Source organism: Streptomyces sp. 549, assembly GCF_030124175.1.
Classification (GTDB): Bacteria; Actinomycetota; Actinomycetes; order Streptomycetales; family Streptomycetaceae; genus Streptomyces.
The window spans coordinates 34,500-53,101 of the sequence record NZ_JASKMT010000011.1; the positions used below are offsets into that span (position 1 = coordinate 34,500).

19 protein-coding genes are annotated in these 18,602 nt (G+C 71.3%); 6 read left to right on the top strand and 13 right to left on the bottom strand.

The genetic code is table 11. The annotated features are described in order from the left end of the window. Positions 1 to 141 precede the first annotated feature (141 nt). Entirely contained in the window at positions 142 to 888 is a 747-nt protein-coding gene (locus QNO07_RS14730) for a L,D-transpeptidase family protein (protein WP_283992564.1), read from the top strand. A gap of 39 nt (positions 889 to 927) precedes the next feature. On the opposite strand, the gene QNO07_RS14735 is transcribed toward QNO07_RS14730, so the two are convergent. Further along, the gene (locus QNO07_RS14735) at positions 928 to 1,386 is read right to left on the bottom strand and encodes a MarR family winged helix-turn-helix transcriptional regulator (protein WP_283992447.1); all 459 of its coding nucleotides are present in this window, start codon (positions 1,384 to 1,386) and stop codon (positions 928 to 930) included. 126 nt (positions 1,387 to 1,512) lie between these two features. Between QNO07_RS14735 and QNO07_RS14740 the strand changes: the two genes are divergently transcribed. Then, positions 1,513 to 3,363, top strand: a complete 1,851-nt coding sequence (locus QNO07_RS14740) for an ABC transporter ATP-binding protein (protein WP_283992448.1) — start codon at positions 1,513 to 1,515, stop codon at positions 3,361 to 3,363. Positions 3,364 to 3,421: 58 nt separating this feature from the next. Here the strand turns inward: QNO07_RS14740 and QNO07_RS14745 are convergent, their stop codons facing one another. The 3 genes from QNO07_RS14745 to QNO07_RS14755 are packed head-to-tail and all read right to left on the bottom strand — an operon-like array spanning position 3,422 to position 4,585. Next, on the bottom strand, positions 3,422 to 3,817 hold the full coding sequence (locus QNO07_RS14745) for an NUDIX hydrolase (protein WP_349636836.1): 396 nt from the start codon (positions 3,815 to 3,817) through the stop codon (positions 3,422 to 3,424). 47 nt (positions 3,818 to 3,864) lie between these two features. After that, positions 3,865 to 4,254 (bottom strand): VOC family protein, encoded by a 390-nt coding sequence (locus QNO07_RS14750; protein ID WP_283992450.1) that lies wholly within the window; start codon positions 4,252 to 4,254, stop codon positions 3,865 to 3,867. A gap of 40 nt (positions 4,255 to 4,294) precedes the next feature. After that, positions 4,295 to 4,585, bottom strand: coding sequence for a YiaA/YiaB family inner membrane protein (locus QNO07_RS14755; protein WP_283992451.1), 291 nt, complete (start codon positions 4,583 to 4,585; stop codon positions 4,295 to 4,297). A gap of 247 nt (positions 4,586 to 4,832) precedes the next feature. Between QNO07_RS14755 and QNO07_RS14760 the strand changes: the two genes are divergently transcribed. Further along, the gene (locus QNO07_RS14760; RefSeq protein ID WP_283992452.1) at positions 4,833 to 5,912 is read left to right on the top strand and encodes a sugar ABC transporter substrate-binding protein; all 1,080 of its coding nucleotides are present in this window, start codon (positions 4,833 to 4,835) and stop codon (positions 5,910 to 5,912) included. Between the two features lie 120 nt (positions 5,913 to 6,032). Here the strand turns inward: QNO07_RS14760 and QNO07_RS14765 are convergent, their stop codons facing one another. From QNO07_RS14765 to QNO07_RS14795, 7 genes are all read right to left on the bottom strand, one after another. Continuing rightward, positions 6,033 to 7,124, bottom strand: a complete 1,092-nt coding sequence (locus QNO07_RS14765) for a S1 family peptidase (protein ID WP_283992453.1) — start codon at positions 7,122 to 7,124, stop codon at positions 6,033 to 6,035. A 157-nt stretch (positions 7,125 to 7,281) separates the two neighbouring features. Continuing rightward, the gene (locus QNO07_RS14770) at positions 7,282 to 8,376 is read right to left on the bottom strand and encodes an ABC transporter ATP-binding protein (RefSeq protein WP_283992454.1); all 1,095 of its coding nucleotides are present in this window, start codon (positions 8,374 to 8,376) and stop codon (positions 7,282 to 7,284) included. A 3-nt stretch (positions 8,377 to 8,379) separates the two neighbouring features. After that, positions 8,380 to 9,303: an ABC transporter permease gene (locus QNO07_RS14775; protein ID WP_283992455.1), complete on the bottom strand. Its 924-nt coding sequence runs from the start codon at positions 9,301 to 9,303 to the stop codon at positions 8,380 to 8,382. Beyond that, positions 9,291 to 10,187 carry an ABC transporter permease gene (locus QNO07_RS14780; protein ID WP_283992456.1) on the bottom strand — a complete coding sequence of 299 codons (897 nt, stop codon included), beginning with the start codon at positions 10,185 to 10,187 and terminating at the stop codon, positions 9,291 to 9,293. The genes QNO07_RS14775 and QNO07_RS14780 overlap by 13 nt, the downstream gene beginning before the upstream one ends. Further along, the gene (locus QNO07_RS14785; RefSeq protein WP_283992457.1) at positions 10,187 to 11,347 is read right to left on the bottom strand and encodes an ABC transporter substrate-binding protein; all 1,161 of its coding nucleotides are present in this window, start codon (positions 11,345 to 11,347) and stop codon (positions 10,187 to 10,189) included. The genes QNO07_RS14780 and QNO07_RS14785 overlap by 1 nt, the downstream gene beginning before the upstream one ends. Before the next feature lie 347 nt (positions 11,348 to 11,694). Beyond that, positions 11,695 to 12,036 (bottom strand): alpha-amylase inhibitor, encoded by a 342-nt coding sequence (locus tag QNO07_RS14790; protein ID WP_283992458.1) that lies wholly within the window; start codon positions 12,034 to 12,036, stop codon positions 11,695 to 11,697. A gap of 316 nt (positions 12,037 to 12,352) precedes the next feature. Next, positions 12,353 to 13,474 (bottom strand): NAD(P)-binding domain-containing protein, encoded by a 1,122-nt coding sequence (locus QNO07_RS14795; RefSeq protein WP_283992459.1) that lies wholly within the window; start codon positions 13,472 to 13,474, stop codon positions 12,353 to 12,355. 59 nt (positions 13,475 to 13,533) lie between these two features. On the opposite strand from QNO07_RS14795, the gene QNO07_RS14800 reads away from it, so the two are divergent. Next, positions 13,534 to 13,956: a secondary thiamine-phosphate synthase enzyme YjbQ gene (locus QNO07_RS14800; RefSeq protein ID WP_283992460.1), complete on the top strand. Its 423-nt coding sequence runs from the start codon at positions 13,534 to 13,536 to the stop codon at positions 13,954 to 13,956. A 153-nt stretch (positions 13,957 to 14,109) separates the two neighbouring features. Here QNO07_RS14800 and katG read toward each other — a convergent pair whose 3' ends face one another. Continuing rightward, on the bottom strand, positions 14,110 to 16,365 hold the full coding sequence (katG, locus tag QNO07_RS14805) for a catalase/peroxidase HPI (RefSeq protein WP_283992461.1): 2,256 nt from the start codon (positions 16,363 to 16,365) through the stop codon (positions 14,110 to 14,112). A gap of 385 nt (positions 16,366 to 16,750) precedes the next feature. On the opposite strand from katG, the gene QNO07_RS14810 reads away from it, so the two are divergent. Continuing rightward, on the top strand, positions 16,751 to 17,161 hold the full coding sequence (locus QNO07_RS14810; RefSeq protein ID WP_283992462.1) for a Fur family transcriptional regulator: 411 nt from the start codon (positions 16,751 to 16,753) through the stop codon (positions 17,159 to 17,161). A 140-nt stretch (positions 17,162 to 17,301) separates the two neighbouring features. Then, positions 17,302 to 17,661, top strand: coding sequence for a hypothetical protein (locus QNO07_RS14815; protein WP_283992463.1), 360 nt, complete (start codon positions 17,302 to 17,304; stop codon positions 17,659 to 17,661). 391 nt (positions 17,662 to 18,052) lie between these two features. Here QNO07_RS14815 and QNO07_RS14820 read toward each other — a convergent pair whose 3' ends face one another. Then, on the bottom strand, positions 18,053 to 18,598 hold the full coding sequence (locus QNO07_RS14820; protein ID WP_283992464.1) for a P-loop nucleotide/nucleoside kinase family protein: 546 nt from the start codon (positions 18,596 to 18,598) through the stop codon (positions 18,053 to 18,055). Between the last annotated feature and the right edge of the window lie 4 nt (positions 18,599 to 18,602).

Here is an 18,602-nt window from a genome sequence, read left to right on the forward strand (position 1 = left end):
AGCGGCCGGTGGCCGGGAGAGGGCGCAGATCGGCCAGCCAAGGCTTTCCGGACGCGGCGAATAAGGCAACGGGTTTTTGCCGGTCGGGGGCAGGTTCCGGCCGCCTGTCCGGGCCCGCGGTGCGAGGATGGCGCAATGGCCATGGGCAGGCTCGTCCTCCGGCGCCGGGCGGCGGTCGCCCCGGCCTCCCTGCTTGTCCTGCTCTTCGCCGGCTGCGCGTCACCGCCGCCCGCCGGGCCCGCCCCGCCCGCGACCGCCTCCCCGTCCGCTGCCGGCGGTCGGTCCCCGCAGCGGACGGCCGGGCTCACCGGTGTGGGTGAACGACTCGCCGCGCGCATCCCCGCCTCCACCCGGCAGGTGGTCCTGGTGCGCGGGCAGGACACGGACTCGGCGCGGGCGGTGGCCGAGCTGTGGCAGCGGGTCGACGACGGCGGCGCGCCGCGGTGGTGGCGTGCGGAGCGCTGGCCCGCGCACAACGGCAGACGCGGCTGGACCGAGCACCACCGGGAGGGCGACCGGCGCAGCCCCGCGGGGGTGTTCACGCTCTCCGACGCGGGCGGTCTGCTGCCCGACCCGGGCGCGCGGCTGCCGTACACCGAGTCGGCGGCCTTCACCACACCGCCGTACTGGCCGAAGACCCACCGCCATGACTTCGACCATGTGATCGCCGTCGACTACAACCGGGTCCGCGGCACCTCGCCGGCCGATCCCACCCGCCCGGAGGGCCGGGCCGCGGGCGGCGGCATCTGGCTGCATCTCGACCATGTAAGCGGGACGTCCGGCTGCGTGGGTCTGCCGAAGTCGGCGATGCGCACCCTGCTCACCACCCTTGACCCGGCACGGCACCCGGTGGCGGTGATGGGGGACCGAACGTTCCTCCGCCGCTGACCCCGACGCGTCGGGGCGCGGGCCGCGTCGAGCACCGCGTCAGCGGGTCCGGCCCCCGGGCGGGTCGGGGTGGCCGGGCGGGGCCAAGGGGGCGAGGAGTGCGCCCAGTTGGGTGCGCTGCTCCTCGGTGAGCGGTGCCAGTAGTTCCTCGGCGGCCTCGCGGCGGGCCCGGCGCAGCCGGCCGAGCAGCGCGCGGCCGTCCTCGGTCAGCTCGATGCGCGTCACCCGCCGGCTGGCCGGGTCGGCCACCCGGCGTACCGCGTCCCGCTGCTCCAGGCCGTCGACGAGTGTGGTCACCGCGCGCGGCACGACGTCCAGGCGCTGTGCGAGGTCCGCCATGCGCGGGGGCTCCGGGCAGTGCGAGAGGGTGCGCAGCAGCCGGGCCTGCGCCGGGGTGACGCCGATCGGCTCCAACTGCCGGCGCTGGGCGCGGTGCAGCCGCCGCGTCAGGTGGATGAGCTGGTCGGCGAGGGAACCGGAGGGATCGGCGGGAACCATGGGGCCGAGCGTAACAGGACAAGGTTCATTGTGAGTATAGGTAACAGTCGGCTACCCTTGCCGACGAGCCGTCCGTCCACCGGGCCGCCCACCACCGCCGGATCCCGTCCCGAACCGCAGGAGCCCATGCATTCCGACGAACCACGCTGGACACCACCCGCCCCCCGCCCCACCGAGCCCGTCGAGCTGCGCCGCATCGTGCGGCTGTTCCGCCCCTACCGGGGGCGGCTGCTCGTGGTCGGGCTGCTGGTGGCCGCGGCGTCACTGGTCGGTGTCGCCTCGCCGTTCCTGCTGCGCGAGATCCTCGACGTGGCGATCCCCGAGCAGCGCACCGGCCTGCTGACCCTGCTGGCACTCGGCATGATCGCCACCGCCGTGCTCACCAGCGTATTCGGCGTGCTCCAGACGCTGATCTCGACCACCGTCGGCCAGCGGGTCATGCACGACCTGCGCACCGGCGTCTACGCGCGCCTCCAGCAGATGCCGCTGGCCTTCTTCACCCGGACCCGCACCGGCGAGGTGCAGTCCCGCATCGCCAACGACATCGGCAGCATGCAGGCCACCGTCACCTCCACCGCCACCTCGCTCGTCTCCAACAGCACCAGCGTGGTGGCGACCGTCGTGGCCATGCTGGCGCTGGACTGGCGGCTGACACTCGTCTCCCTGGCGCTGCTGCCGCTGTTCGTGTGGATCAGCCGCCGGGTCGGTCGGGAACGCAAGCGCATCACCGGCGAACGGCAGAGGCAGATGGCCTCGATGGCGGCGATGGTCACCGAGTCGCTGTCCGTCAGCGGCATCCTGCTGGGCCGCACCATGGGGCGGGCCGACTCGCTCACCGCCGACTTCAGCGGCGAGTCGGAGCGGCTGGCCGGTCTGGAGATCCGCTCCAGCATGGCCGGGCGCTGGCGGATGGCGACCATCGGCATCATCATGGCGGCCATCCCGGCCGTGCTGTACTGGGCGGCCGGACTCATGCTCCAGGTGGGCGGCCCGGCCCTGTCGATCGGCACGCTCGTCGCGTTCGTCACCCTCCAGCAGGGCCTGCTGCGGCCCGCGGTGTCGCTGCTCAACACCGGCGTCGACATCCAGGCGTCCCTGGCCCTGTTCCAGCGCATCTTCGAGTACCTCGACCTTCGCGTGGACATCACCGAACGGACCGACCCGGTCCGCCTGGAGAAGGTGCGCGGTGAGGTCCGCTTCGAGAACGTCACCTTCTCCTACGAGCCGGGCGGACCGCCCGCGCTCAGCGGCATCGACCTGACCGTGCCCGCGGGCTCCAGCCTGGCCGTGGTGGGCGCGACCGGCTCCGGCAAGAGCACCCTCAGCTACCTCGTTCCGCGGCTGTACGACGTCACCGGGGGCCGCGTCACGCTGGACGGCGTCGACGTGCGGGACCTCGGCTTCGACTCGCTGGCGGCAGCGGTGGGTGTCGTCTCCCAGGAGACCTACCTCTTCCACGCCTCGGTGGCGGACAACCTGCGGTTCGCCAAGCCGGGTGCCGACGACGAGGAGATCATCGCCGCCGCCAGGACGGCGCAGATCCACGACCACATCCAGTCGCTGCCAGAGGGCTACGACACCCTGGTCGGGGAACGCGGCTACCGGTTCTCCGGTGGCGAGAAGCAGCGCCTGGCCATCGCCCGCACCATCCTGCGCGACCCGCCGGTGCTCATTCTCGACGAGGCGACCAGCGCCCTGGACACCCGCACCGAGCAGGCCGTGCAGCGCGCGGTGGACGAGCTCTCCGCCGGCCGCACCACACTCACCATCGCGCACCGCCTCTCCACCGTGCGCGACGCCGACCAGATCGTGGTGCTCGACGGCGGGCAGATCGCCGAACGCGGCACCCACAGCGCGCTGCTGGCCCTGGACGGCCGTTACGCGGCGCTGATCCGCCGCGACGCCGTCAGCGGCCCGGACGCCGGCTCCGAACCGCGCGGCGACCGGCTGTGGAAGCCGGCCGACGTCCCCTCCTGACGGCATCGCCCGGCCGCCGCCGGGACGGGCTGCCCGGGTGCGCCCCAGCAGGGGCCCGTCACCGCAGCACGCCCTCCGCGCGCAGGTCGTCGAAGACCAGCCGGTCGACGGGCGCGGTGCGGTCGCGGTCCGCGTAGCCCAGCCAGCGGACCTCCTCGATCTCACCGCTGGGCACCGGCACGCCGCGGTGGTCGGCTGTGTAGCAGGCCATGCGCACCACGGCCCCGGCGCCGTGCCCGTCGGCGGGCGCCTCGTACGTGCCGTAGTGGCGGGCACTGAGCGGCCGCAGGGCCACTGCCAGCTCCTCCTCGGTCTCGCGCAGCAGCGTCTGCACGTCGCTCTCACCCGAGTGGCGCTTGCCGCCGGGGATGTAGAACAGCTCCCTGCCCCGGGTGCGCGTGCCCAGGATGCGCCCCTCGTGCAGCACGATCCACGCGACCGTGTCGATGACCACCGGCAAAGCCGTGCTCCTTCACAGACGAACCGCCGCAGGCGGGCGGTTCAGCGGCGGCCGGGCAGGCTGTGCCCGGCGTGCGGGTCGGGGCGGAAGACGCAGAACTCGTTGCCCTCGGGGTCGGCCAGGACGTCCCACTCGGATTCCGCGGTGCGGCGCCGCACCAGGGTCGCGCCCAGCGCGAGCAGCTCGTCCACGTCGCCCCAGACGTCGAGATGCATGCGGTTCTTGACCGTCTTCGGCTCGGGCACCGGGTTGAGCCAGATGAGCGGCCCCTGGCCGCGCGGGTCGTGGATGGGCACCGGCCACTCGGGTGCCGGCGGAAGCGTGCCGGAGGGTGCGCCGCGCCGGGCGTACCCCAGTGCCGCGCACCACCAGTCGGCGAGCGACTGGTGGTCGACGGCGTCCAGCGCCAGGTCCTTGAAACGTGCGGCCATGGGCGGATTTTACCGGCGCCGCCTGAGTGCCGCACCGGCGTCAGAGGGTCTTCACGTCGAACGGGTCGTGCTCGGTCAGCAGCTTGTCCATCCGGGCCTTGTCCACCCGGGTGGACACCTCCAGGAGCTCCTGCCGGTCCCGCACGCACTTGGCGAGCGTGAACGAGGACGACACCAGGAAGAGCACACCGAGCCCCAGGAAGCCCCGCTCCCACGCGCCCAGCGGCATGTACACCACACCCAGGACGACGGCGACGAGCGAGAGCGCGAAGGAAAGCACGGCCTGGACGTAGAACGCGGCGGTGGTGGGGCGCTGCACGGGATTTGTCATGACCCCAGCTTGGAGGGGTGTGTCACTGCTCACATGAGTAGCCGTACTCATCTGCGCACGGACGGCGCCGCACGCCAACCGCCTTGTCCGATACGTGAAAACCACTCCGGAGGCGCGCCCCCGCGGCCGGGCGTCTCCGACCCCTTACCGGATCCTGATCGTCTAGGCATTGACGTCCGTGTGACGCCTGGCGTTCACTCCTCCACACGCGGCCGAAACGTAAGGCCCACAAGGAAGTGACGCACTTATGCGGTATCTCAGGCGTGCCCTGGTGGGCACGACCAGCTTGGCCATGGCCACCGCGCTCGCGGCGTGCGGACAGACCGACGGCGGCAGTGGCTCGGGCAAGACCATCGGGTTGCTGCTGCCGGAGAACGCCACCGCCCGGTACGAGGCTTTCGACCGCCCGGCCATGGAGGCGAAGGTCAAGGAGCTGTGCCCGGAGTGCGGCTTCGAGTACGCCAACGCCGAGGACGACGCCACCACGCAGAAGCAGCAGTTCGACGCCATGCTCGACAAGGGCGTCGACGTGCTCGTACTGGACCCGGTGGACGCCACCGCCACCGCGCCGTGGGTCAAGCAGGCCAAGGAGCGCGGTGTGCCCGTCGTGGCCTACGACCGGCTCGCCCAGGGCGACATCGTCGCCTACGTCTCCTACGACAACTTCCGTGTCGGCCACCTCCAGGGCCGCGCGGTCCTGGACGCGCTCGACGGCGAGACGGCCACCCCGCGGGTCGTCATGATCAACGGATCGCCCAGCGACCCCAACTCCGCCGACTTCAAGGCCGGTGCCCACGAGGCGCTCGACAAGGAGGTGGAGGTCGTCTTCGAGGAGGACATCGACGGCTGGGACCCCAAGCTCGCCGGCGAGAACATGGCCGACGCGATCAAGTCGCTCGGCCCGAGCGGGTTCGACGCCGTCTACTCCGCCAACGACGGCATGGCCGCAGGCGTCATCGCCGCTCTGGACAACGCCGACGTGTCGGGGAAGCCGGTCGGCGGGCAGGACGCCGAACTCGCCGGGCTGCAGCGCATCGTGGCAGGCGAGCAGGCCTTCACGGTCTACAAGCCGCTGGTGCCGCTGGCCGAGACCACCGCGGAGATCGCCGTGCGGCTGACGAACGACAAGTTCTTCCAGATCCTCACGCCGCACCTGGTGAACAGCCCCACCAACACCAACATCCCCGCCGCCCAGTTGGAACCGGTCACCGTCACCGGCGCCAACATCCGGGACACGGTCGTTGAGGACGGCGTCTACTCCGTGCAGCAGATCTGCACGAAGGACTACCGCAAGGACTGCGCCGAACTCGGCCTCGTCGCCGACTGACGCCCGCCGCGCCCGGGCGTCTGGACGCACCGGTGCCCGGGCCAGGGCCCGGGAGGACATCCGCCTCCCGGACCCGGGCCGATCACCTCACCGGTACGCCGGCCGCCGGTCGGCCGCGGCTCAGCTGCCGTCGCCTATGCGGCCGTCGACGGCGGCGAGCGCCGTCGAGACGGGCTGGAAGAACGTGACGCCTCCGTTGGTGCAGTCGCCGCTGCCGCCGGATGTCAGACCGACCGCCGCGTCACCGGAGAACATCGAGCCGCCGCTGTCGCCGGGTTCCGCACAGACGTCGGTCTGGATGAGGCCGTCGACGATGTCGCCGTTGCCGTAGTTGACGGTGGCGTTCAGACCGGTGACCGTGCCCTGGCTGAGCCCGGTGGTGCTGCCGCTGCGCTGCACCGGCATGCCCACCGACGCCTCCTCCACCCGGTTGATCGCCTGTACGTCGCCGTTCTTCAGGTCGACCGTGCTGGGTGCGTCGGCGTTCTGGTCGTCGTAGCCGACAAGCGCGAAGTCGGCGCCGGGGAACTGCGACACGACGGTGGTGCCCAGCGGTGCGTTGCCCGCCTGGTCGGCGGTCCACCTCTGGCCCACCTGCCCGCAGTGGCCGGCGGTCAGGAACGCCTTGGCGCCGTTCACCGTCACGTTGAAGCCCAGCGAACAGCGGGAGCCGCCACCGAAGATGGCGTCGCCGCCGTCGGCGAACGGTTTGAACTCGCCCTCGGAGCGCTTCACGGTGACGGAGTCGCCCATGCGGTCGGTGACGGCGGTGAGCGAGTTCCAGGTGTCGCCGGTGACGGTGCTGTCGGCGACGACCACCACCTTGTTGGTGCGCGGGTCGATGGACCAAGCGGTGCCGGGGATCCGGGCCTGCTGGCGCAGCGTCCCGGTGGCCGCGCGCAGCGACGCCATGCTGTTCTGCACGATTCTGGGCTCGGCGCCCTGCTCGCGGGCCTCGCGGGCGGCGTCCTCGTCGGTCACGTTCATCACCAGGCGGCCCGAGTCACCGTCGAAGTACCACCCGGCGGCCGACTCGCCCAGTCCGTCGGCGAGTTCGGTACCCAGCTGGGCCGCGTCGGGCTGGCTCAGCGCCCGCGGCTCCGGTGGCTGGTCCTGTCCCGCCTGGGCGCTGGGGATCAGGATCGCCGCCCCCGCGATTGCCGCTGCGGCTGCTACGGCTGCGCCGGCCGTGACTCCGATGCGTGTGTTCACTCGTCGGTGACTCAAGGATCTGACCTCCTGTGCGGAAGCGCACCCGCGCGCTCCCTCTCACCACGCATACGCGTGCAGGAGGCAGGTTGCTCAATCGGCCCGCCGATTCGCCGTGTCCGGACGCCGGTTGGGCGACCGTCCGGACACGGCGAAGGGTTCAGCCGGCGTCCGCGGGCAGCACCAGCACGGGCCGCTGCGCCAGGCCGACCGTCGCCGAGACACCCGGGGCGAGCGCGTCCGCGTCGTGCGACGGCAGGTCGGCCTTCACCGGGGTGCCGTCCGCCAGGTCCAGCAGGACCCGGGTGACCGAGCCGAAGAACGACGCCGACACCACCGTGGCGGTGCCCTGCGGGTCGGCGGTGACGGTGACGTGCTCCGGCCGCACCAGGACCTTCACGTCCGCCTGCGCCCCGGCGGGCTGCTCGCCGTCGACGGGCAGGGTGCTCCCGGCGACCTCCACCTGCCCAGTGCCCGCCATCCGGCCCGGTAGCCGGTTCATCATGCCGACGAACTCGGCGACGAACGGCGTCGCCGGCCGCCGGTACAGGTCGGCGGGCGCGGCGCACTGCTCCAGCCGTCCCGCGCTGAGCACCGCGACCCGGTCGGCCATGGACAGCGCCTCCTCCTGGTCGTGCGTCACGAACACCGTGGTGATGCCGAGCGACAACTGGAGGCGGCGGATCTCCTCGCGCAGGGTCAGCCTGACCTTGGCGTCGAGAGCGGACAGCGGCTCGTCGAGCAGCAGCACCCGCGGCTGGAGGGCCAGCGCCCGCGCCAGCGCGACCCGCTGCTGCTGGCCGCCGGACATCTGGTGCGGGAAGCGGTCGCCGTGGTCCGGCAGTCCGACCAGTTCGAGCAGTTCCGCGGCGCGGGCGTGCCGCTTCGCGGTCGCCACCTTGCGCACCCGCAACCCGAACGCCACGTTGTCGCGGGCGCTCAGGTTGGGGAACAGGCTGTACGACTGGAAGACCATGCCGGCGTCGCGGCGGTTGGCCGGAACGCCGGTGATGTCGGCGCCGTCCACGAGGACTTCACCGGAGTCGGGCTGCTCGAACCCGGCGAGTACGCGCAGCGCGGTGGTCTTGCCGCAGCCCGACGGGCCGAGCAGCGCCAGCAGTTCACCCGGCTCGACGGTCAGGTCGAGGCCGTCGAGGGCGACGGTGTGCCCGAACGAGCGCCGCAGGTTGCGGAATTCGACCCGAGCTCCGGTGCCGGCAGCGGCTGCGGGCCGCTCCGTGGTGGCTGAGGTCATGGGTCACTTCTCCTTGCGGGACGAGGGGGCGGCCGGCGTGGCACCGGCGTTTCGCGGGGCGGCACCGGCGCGGGACAGCACCAGCAGCAGCGCCCAGGTGATGAGCAGGCTCAGCACGGAGACGGCCACCGACATGCGGGCCTGCGACCCGGATATCGAGACGATCCACACCGCGAAGGGCTGGTAACCCAGCAGCGAGGCGATGGTGAACTCGCCCAGGACCAGTGCCAGGGTGAGGAAGGCGGCGCCGGACAGTGCCGACCGCAGGTTGGGCAGCAGCACCCGGCCGATGACCTCCGGCCAGCTCGCCCCGCAGTTGCGGGCCGCCTCCACCAGGGTGGGTACGTCGATCGCTCGCAGGCCGGCGTCCAGAGACCGGTAGACGAACGGCAGCGCCAGGACCGTGTAGGCCAGCACCAGCACCACGGGGAACGTCTCGTTCTGCACCGCCATGAAGGTCTGGTACAGCGGGGTCGTCGCCAACTGCTCCGGCCCCCAGCGCAGCACCGTGTTGATGCCGGCGACGAGGGCGATCGGCGGGACGACCAGCGGCATCATGCACATCACCTCGACCACCGGCCGCAGCCGGGGTGCGCCCAGCCGCACCGCGACCAGCGCGGGCACCGCAAGCAGCAGCGACAGGGTGATGGTGGCGGCTGCGAGGCCGAGCGACAGCGTCAGACTGCTGATGAAGCCGGGTGCGCTGAGGATGCCGGTGTAGGCGTCGAAGGAGACGCCCTGCCCCGGCGTGTGCACGGTGAAGATGAACGAGGACAGCAGCGGCACCAGGAAGTACGCGCCGGCCAGCGCCAGCACCAGACCGCGCCACACCCTGGGCCGGCGCCGGGCCGGCCGTGCGGTGGACGGCTCGGGGGAGCCGGCGACCGGCCCGGCGGGTGCCGGGGCGGTGGGGGTCAGTGCAGCCATCGGGCACTCCGTCGCTGGAGGGGGAGGTACACCGCCATGACAAGCGCGGCGATCACGATCATGTCGAGGCTGAGTGCGAGCGCCACGTTCTCCTGGCCGACCAGCACGTTGCCCGACAGCGCGTCAGCGATCTTGAGGGTGACCAGCGGCACCGAGCCGCCCACCAGGGCGGCGGCGGTGGCGTGAGCGGCGAACGCGCTGCCGAAGAGCAGCACGAACCCGCCCAGCAGCGAGGGCGCCAGTACCGGCAGGCCGACGTGCCGCCAGAACTGGCCGGTGGTCGCACCCGCGTTCTGCGCGGCCTCGCGCCACTGCGGGCGCAGACCGTCCAGGGCGGGAATGATGACCAGCACCATCAGCGGGGTCAGGAAGTAGAGGTACACCACGGCCAGGCCGGTGAAGGAGTACAGGTTCCAGCCCATGCTGCCGAGGTCGGCAAGCTGTGTCACCACGCCGGAGATGCCCAGCGTGGCGATGAACGCGAACGCCAGCGGCACCCCGCCGAAGTTGGCCAGCACCCCCGAGGCGGTCAGCACCGCCTCACGCAGCCGTCTGGACGGCGAGGTGACGACGGCCTGTGCGATGAGCAGGCCCAGGACGGAGCCGATGACCGCGGTCAGCGCCGACAGCTGCACGCTGCCGGTGAGCGAGCCGAGGTAGGCGCCGTCCAGCGACCGCTGAAGGTGCTCGGTGGTGAACGAGGTCGCGCCCGACGCCGGGTCGGTGGAGGTCACGGCCCCGTAGAGCAGGGCGGAGACCGGGACGCCGAAGCAGAGCCCGGTGAACAGCAGCAGCGGGAGCGCGGCGAGCCAGTGCGGCCGCCCCGCCCGCCGGCGGCTCGCGCCGCCGGCGGTCCCCGTGCCGGACAGGACGGGGGAAACCATCAGGAAACGGCCTTGTCCCAGTTGTCGGCCAGCGTCTTCTGCGCCTTGTCGTTCTCCTCGGAGGAGGGGAACTCAGGGGTGCCCTCGACCTGCGGAAGCTTCTCGACGAAGGTCTTGTCGGCCGTGCCGTCCTCGATCATCTGCGGCAGCAGCACGGGACGGGCGTAGCCCTTGAGCCACAGGTTCTGGCCCTCCGCGCTGTACAGGAACTCCATCCACAGGCGGGCGGCGGCCGGGTTGGGGGCCTCCTTGTTGACGGCCTGGGAGTAGTACTGGGCGAAGACGCCGTCACTGGGGACGGTGGTCCGCCAGTCGACACCCTTGTCCTTGAACTGGTCGGCGTAACCGGCGTTCAGGTAGTCCCAGTCGATGCTGATGGGCGTCTCACCCTTCTCGACGGTTGCGGGCGTCGACTCCACGGGGATGAAGTTGCCGCTCTTCTTCAGCTTGCCGAAGAAGTCGATGCCGGGCTTCATGTCGCCGAACGAGCCGCCGTTGGCAAGGGCCGCCGCGTAGACGCCGGCGAACGCCGATCCCGACTTGGTCGGGTTGCCGTTGAGGGCCACCTTGCCCTTGTACTCGGGCTTGAGCAGGTCGGCGAAGGTCTCCGGGCAGGTCTTGATGCGCTTGGCGTCGCACCCGATGGAGACGTAGCCGCCGTAGTCGTTGTACCAGCGCGCCTCCGGGTCCTTCTGGGTGTCGGCGATCTTGTCCCAGGCGGTCACCCGGTAGGGGGCGAACAAGCCCTCCTGGGCGCCGCTGCGGGCGAACGCGATACCCAGGTCGAGCACGTCAGGGGCGCGCTTCTGGCCCTTGCGGGCCTTGACCGCGGCGATCTCGTCGGAGCTTGAGGCATCCGGGTTCTCGCTGTTGATCTTGATCTTGTACTTGGCTTCGAAGGCCTTGATGACCTCGCCGTAGTTCGCCCAGTCCGGCGGCAGCGCGATGACGTTGAGCTTGCCCTCCTTCTCGGCAGCCGCCACGAGGTCCTTCATGCCGCCGAAGTCCTTGACGGATTCGGCAGTGGACGCCTTGGCCGCGTCGCCGGTCCCGGCCGACTCGGCAGGTGCGGCACCGCAGGCGGTGACGGCGGAGAGGACGGCAACGCCGAGCACGGCGGCGGCGCTGCGGGCGGAAGGTCTGAACACGGTATCTCCCATGAGCCAAAGTGAACGACACTTGTCTGAACAAGTGTCCTCAGTTCGCACTGAGGTGCTGTCCGGCACGTGAACGGAGCATGGCAGCAGAGACACGGCTGCGGGAAGAACACCGGGGTGTGACTTCGTATTTCGTGTCCAAGATGCAGTACAAGAGGTCCGTACCTGGGCAGTACGGCTGGCTGTCCGGGGGTGCCGCCTTGCGTGACCGGCTGCGCACACCCCCGGCCCCACCGCCCTCCGGGGGTGCCGGTCCGTCCTCCTGGGCCGGAGACCCGCGGTGCGGCTCCGCGGAGGGACCCACGGGGCGCTCCGTGGCCCCGGGGGTCCGGCTCGGCCCGGCGGTCCACTCAGCAGGCTTCCACGCGCGGCGGGCGGTACTCGCCGGGTCCGTAGCCGGGGAACGTCGCCACCTGTCCCGGCTCGAGGACACGGCAGGCGGCGGTGTCCTGGTCGGCGTAGGCCACCCGGACCGTCATCGGGTAGGCGCAGCCGTTGGTGGCGAAGGCATAGCGCCATCCCGCGTTCACGGTCACGCACGACGTCTCGTGCTGGGTCTGCGGGTCGTGCTGAGCGTGCGGTGCGGACGCGGCGGGCGCCGCGGCTGCCGACGCGGGCAGACAGGGGGCGGCTGCGAGAGCGAGTCCGCCGATGAGGGCGAACGCGCGGCGGTGCAGGCGGCTGGTCGGCATGGCTTCTCCTCGGTTGCCTCGAAAGTGATGCGCTCTCACTCTCTCGCGTCTGCAAGAGAATTCAGAAACCTCCGCAAGAAACTTGCGTCCCGTCGTCCAGATCCAGCCACCCGCACTGTTGTGCCTGGTGGGAGGGGTGGCAGGTCGAGGGATAACGAGGGGTGGGGCACCAAGGTGCCAACGTTCGTGCACTGCGCCCGTGTTCGTGCGGTCGCGTGGGCGGGTGATGTGGTGGCGAAATGTCCCGAACCGGCTGGGGCGCAGTCGCGGTCTGCGGGTCGTCGCTTGCACGCCGTGAACAGCACGTGTCCCGCAGCTACCGGACGGCCAGTTCCGTGTCCTCCTCGCGCTCGGGTGATCGCCCGCTCCGATGCTCGGAAGTCCGGGTGTCTCCGAGGAGTCGCCGGATCTCCCGGGCTGCTGCGCGGCCCGCCCGGTTGGCTCCGATGGTGCTTGCCGAAGGGCCGTACCCCACCAGGTGCACCCGTGGGTCGCGCACCGACCGGGTGCCGTCGAGTCGGACGCCGCCGCCCCGCTCCCGCAGCCGCAGCGGCGCGAGGTGGTCGATGGCGGCCCGGAAGCCGGTGGCCCACAGCAGGACGTCCGCCTCGGTACGTGTTCCGTCCGCCCACTCGACGCCCTCCGGGACCACCCGGGCGAACATGGGGCGCCGGTCCAGCACACCGCGCTCACGCGCCGCGCGCATGGCGTCCGTCATCGGCAGCCCCGTCACCGACACCACGCTCTGCGGCGGCAGGCCCTGGCGTACCCGGCGCTCGACCAGGGCCACGGCCTCCCGTCCCTGGTCCTGGCCGAATGGCTCCTCCCGGAAGACCGGCGGGCGTCGGGTCACCCACACCGTCTCTGAGGCCACATCGGAGATCTCCAGCAGGTGCTGCACCGCCGAGGTGCCTCCGCCGATCACCACCACCCGCTTCCCGGTGAACGCCTCCGGGCCCGGGTAGTGCGCCGTGTGCAGCTGCCGCCCCCGGAACGAGTCGCCTCCGGGTACCGCCGGCCAGAAGGGCCGGCCCCAGGTGCCGGTCGCGTTCACCAGTGCACGAGCCGACCAGGTGCCGGCCGAGGTCTCCGCCCGCAGCCTGCCGTCCGCCGCCGGGTGGACGCCGCGGACGTCCACCGGTCGCAGCACCGGCAGGCCGAAGGTGTGCTCGTACCGGGCGAAGTAGTCACCGATCACCTCGGACGACGGCCGGCTCTCGTCAGCACCGGCCAGCTCCATGCCGGGCAGCGCGTGCATGCCGTGGACCTTGCCGTAGGTGAGGCTCGGCCAGCGGAACTGCCAGGCCCCGCCGGGTGCGGGGGAGTGGTCCAGCACCACGAAGCCGGGTCCGGGCTCAAGGCCGATCCGGCGCAGGTGGTACGCACTGGACAGCCCTGCCTGGCCGGCGCCGACAACCAGCACCTCTACGTTGTTCATGCTTCAAACAACCACGGGCCGCCCGTTGCGCTTCCCGCACACCGATGCAGGATGGAACCATGAGCGATCGCTTCAGCACCCGTGTCATCGACCTCACCACCGGCTCCGACGAGACCGTGCTCGACGTCACCCGGCACTGCGTGTCCTTCCTCCGGGAGGTCGCCACCGGCCGGGACGGGCTGCTGAACGTCTTCGTCCCGCACGCCACGGCGGGTGTCGCGGTGCTGGAGACCGGTGCCGGAAGCGACAGCGACCTGCTCGCCGCACTGCGGGAACTGCTGCCCGCGGACGACCGCTGGGAGCACCAGCACGGCAGCCACGGCCACGGCCGTGACCACGTCCTGCCGGCCCTCGTCCCGCCGCACGCCACCCTCCCGGTGCTCGACGGCCGCCTCGAACTGGGCACCTGGCAGTCGGTCTGCCTGGTCGACACCAACCGCGACAACCCGGACCGCCGCCTGCGGCTGAGTTTTCTGGCATGACACAGGGAGGTCAGGATCGTCCTGCGGTGCGGTCGCCGGTTCCTCCCTCGCTCTGACAGAACCGGAGAAGCTGTGGGGTCGGTGCGCGCACGCACCGACCCCACAGCCGCTATGTGCCGGCAACCCGTGTGGCGGACTGGTTGTCGGGTGCGGTCAGACCAGGTCGAAGCGGTCGAGGTTCATGACTTTGGTCCAGGCGGCGACGAAGTCCGTGACGAACTTCTGCTGCGCGTCGTCGCTTGCGTAGACCTCGGCGAGGGCCCGGAGTTCGGAGTGGGAACCGAAGACCAGGTCGGCTCGGGTACCGGTCCACCTGACCTGGCCGCTTGCGTCGCGGGCCTCGAACTCGTCCTGCGCCGACGACGTCGATTTCCAGGTGGTGCCCAGGTCGAGCAGGTTCACGAAGAAGTCGTTGGTCAGCGTGCCGGGGCGATCGGTGAGGACGCCGTGCTTCGAGCCGCCGGTGTTGGCTCCCAGCACGCGCAGACCGCCGACCAGGACGGTGGTCTCCGGGGCGCTCAGCGTCAGCAGGTTGGCCCGGTCGAGGAGCAGGTACTCGGCGGGCAGGCGGCTCCCCTTGCCGGCGTAGTTGCGGAACCCGTCGTACGCGGGTTCCAGGGCGGCGAAGGACTCGATGTCCGTCTGGTCCTGGGTGGCGTCGACCCGGCCCGGGGTGAACGGCACCTCCACCTCGACGCCGGCGTTCCTGGCCGCCTGTTCGACGGCCGCGCTGCCCGCGAGGACGATCAGGTCGGCCAGCGAGACCTGCTTGCCGCCCTTGGCGTTGAAGGACTCCTGGACACCTTCCAGGGCGCGCAGGACCTGGGCCAGTTCGTCCGGGTCATTCGCCTCCCAGCCGCGCTGCGGCTCCAGGCGGACCCGTGCGCCGTTGGCACCGCCGCGCTTGTCGCTGCCGCGGAAGGACGCGGCCGAGGCCCAGGCGGCCGAGACCAGCTGCGCCACCGTCAGGTCCGTGGCGAGGACCAGCTCCTTGAGCGCGGCGATCTCCGCGGCGTCCGGCAGCTCACTGGTGCGCGCGGGCAGCGGGTCCTGCCACAGCAGCACCTCGGAGGGCACCTCGGCGCCCAGGTAGCGCTGGATCGGGCCCATGTCGCGGTGCGTCAGCTTGTACCAGGCGCGCGCGAAGGCGTCCGCGAACTCCTCGGGATTGTCGTGGAACCGGCGCGAGATCTGCTCGTAGGCCGGGTCGAAGCGCAGCGACAGGTCGGTGGTGAGCATCTGCGGCCTGTGCTTCCTCGACGCGTCGTGCGCGTCCGGGATGGTCGCCTCCGCGTCCTTGGCGACCCACTGGCGTGCACCGGCCGGGGACTCGGTCAGCTCGTACTCGTAGGCGAAGAGGTTGTGGAAGAACTCGTTGCCCCACTTGGTCGGGGTGCTGGTCCAGGTCACCTCCAGACCGCTGGTGATGGCGTCCGGGCCCTTGCCCGTCCCGTACGAGCTGCGCCAGCCCAGGCCCTGCTCCTCCAGCGGGGCGCCCTCGGGGTCCGCGCCGACGCTCTCGGCCGGACCCGCGCCGTGCGTCTTGCCGAAGGTGTGGCCACCGGCGATGAGCGCGACGGTCTCCTCGTCGTTCATCGCCATCCGGCGGAACGTCTCGCGGATGTCGCGGGCGGCCGCGATCGGGTCCGGGTTGCCGTTGGGGCCCTCGGGATTGACGTAGATCAAGCCCATCTGGACCGCGCCGAGCGGGTTCTCCAGCTCACGGTCGCCGGTGTAGCGCTCGTCGTCGAGCCAGGTGGTCTCCGGACCCCAGTAGACGTCCTCCTCCGACTCCCAGACGTCCTCACGGCCACCGGCGAAGCCGAAGGTCTTCAGGCCCATGGTCTCCAGGGCGACGTTGCCGGTGAGGATCATCAGGTCGGCCCAGGACAGCGCCTGGCCGTACTTCTTCTTGACCGGCCACAGCAGACGGCGGGCCTTGTCCAGGTTGCCGTTGTCCGGCCAGCTGTTCAGCGGGGCGAAGCGCTGCTGGCCGGCACCCGCGCCACCGCGGCCGTCGCTGATGCGGTACGTGCCGGCGCTGTGCCAGGCCATCCGGACCATCAGCGGTCCGTAGTTGCCGAAGTCGGCCGGCCACCAGTCCTGCGACGTGCTGAGCACCTCGGCGATGTCCCGCTTCACCGCGGGCAGGTCGAGACTCTGGAACGCGGCCGCGTAGTCGAAGTCCGCACCGAGCGGGTTCGCCACGGCGGGGTTCTTGGCAAGGATCTTCAGGTTGAGGCGGTCCGGCCACCACTGGCGGTTCCCCCCGCCCTGAGTGGGGTGCGCCGCGCGGCCGTGGGTCACGGGGCAGCCGCTCGCCTGCGCCTCTGGCACCTCGGGGACGGCCGTCTCGGGTGAATCCGGGGTGACGGGATCGAAGACATGCGACTCGTGGTTCTCGGTCATGGCAATCCTTCCGGACCCGGCGGGTCATGGGGGCGCTGAACGTGGGAGGAGGATTCAGGCCGTGCAGAAGGGGCACACCGTGTGCCAGGGCATCGCCGCAGGCCGCCCGTCACGTCTCACAGAGCACCGGACCGGAGGATCGGGGCGGTGCGACGAGCATGGCGCTCGGCCGGTGGGCGGCACTGCGCGGTTGACCGGCGGTGCCCCGTCACGTGTCTCTGCTGCCGTACCGGAGCCTTCCTGTCTCTTGGATGTCGCCGAGATCGATCCTACGATGGACTTCGTCCAAGTCAAGAAGTGCACTAAAAGCATACCGGCCGGGGCGCGGCGTCCTTGATCCTTCGCGGGGGCGCGCGTCCCCGCGAAGCGGAGCGGGTGAAACGGGATGAGCGCCCTCCTTCAACGGCTACGGGGCCGTGGCTGGCGGTTGACCTCACAGCGGCGCGTCGTCGCGGAGGTCCTCGACGGCGAGCACGTACATCTGACGGCCGACGAGGTACATCTGCGTGCCGCCGCGCGACTGCCCGAGATCTCCCGCGCAACCGTCTACAACACGCTGGGGGAACTCGTCGCCATCGGCGAGGTGCTGGAGGTCTCCACCGTGGGCCGGGCCAAACGCTACGACCCGAACGCGCGCCGCCCCCACCAGCACCTGGTGTGCTCCGGCTGCGGCACGGTCCGCGACGTCCACCCGGACGGCAGTGCCCTCGCCGACCTGCCCGAGGCAGAGCGGTTCGGGTTCACCGTCGGCTCGGTGGAGGTCACCTACCGCGGCTTGTGCCCGGCCTGCACGTGACCGCGGCGGGATCCACACAAGGGCGACCAGTGGCAGCCCGCCCCCGGTTCAGGTGGACATCAACCGCGACGATCCCATCCGCCGCCTGCGACTGAACTTCCCTGTTCCAGTGGCCGCAACGACCCCTGGACGTAAGGGGGATGGAGTGTAGGGGCCCCGCCGAGCTGGTGTCCCGCTGGGTCCACCAGGTGCTGCTGCGGCGCTACGAGGCGGAGTACGCGGACCGGCTGTGGTGGTGGCAGCGGGACTGGGACCGGACACCGCTCCAGGAACAAGTACGCCTGGCCGTGGACTCCTGCGTCGCCGAGGACATGGGACGTGACGCCGAGGAGTACCTGGTGTCGCTGTACGTGCCCTCCGCCCTGGCGGGGTACCCGCGTCCGCGCCGCCGCTACGACGCCGAGCGGATCCACTCCTCGCTCACCCTGCTTGCCCCGCACCGGGAGATCGACGCATACCGCCTGGCGCGCCGGACTCCCTCGCTCTACACACTCCCGTAACCCGTACCTCGTCAGTTCAGCCGGGTGACGTTCGGTGCGGGGCCGGCGGCGCCTACGGGCTGGCGGTGGGGTACTGCCTCGTAGGCATCGTAGGCCTCGAAGCGACCGAGCTGGCGGACGACCAGGCGCCGAACCGTCGGGCTGCGGCGCGGCGCATACGGCAGGGCGTCCGCGGATTCGGTGAGTGCCGCCAGGACCTGTTCCTGATCTGCCCGGGTGACGTCGACCGGCCCGGAACGCGCCGACCCAACAGCATGCGGACGATTGTGCGCAGCCCCGAGCAGACGGGGCGGACACTCCCGCGAGTGGCAGGCAGGGGCCTGGACTTCCTGGGCTTACGCAACATGCTGGACCTGCGCCTGTCCGGCCCCGGGGGAGTGGCCTGGCACCGCTACCCGCGCATGCCCGAACCGACGCGAACCAGCACCTCGTCGGCCAGGTCCCGGCAGGGGCGTTCACCGTCCAGGAAAACCGTGCCTGGCGGCATGAAGTCCGCGGCGGCCACACACCTTCCGACCTGCGCCCTGCACCACGCGCGGGCCGCCCGGTCGCGCTCGGGATCGTGCGGCGCGACGGTCCGGGCGTCGATCCGCCGGGCCAGGACGTCGGGCGGAACCCGGAGGAAGAAGTGGTGCAGGGGTGTACCGGCGTTCTCCAGTGCCGTGAAGATCTCCGCAAGGTGTCCGGCGTCGACGAGCGTCATGGGTACCAGAACCGGGCGGTTGTACTCCTGCCACAGACCCGCGGCCAGGCCCGCCGTCTGCTGCCGCCACAACCGCAGGTCCTGGAAGTCCCCGGTCGGCACGTCGACAATGCCCCGCAGCAGGAAGCCGACCTGCTCCGGGTCGAGGACAAGAGCGGCAGGCAGGCGTCTGTGCAGCTCGGCAACAAGGGTGGTCTTGCCGCTCCCGAAGGCGCCGTTCACCCAGATGATCATCCAC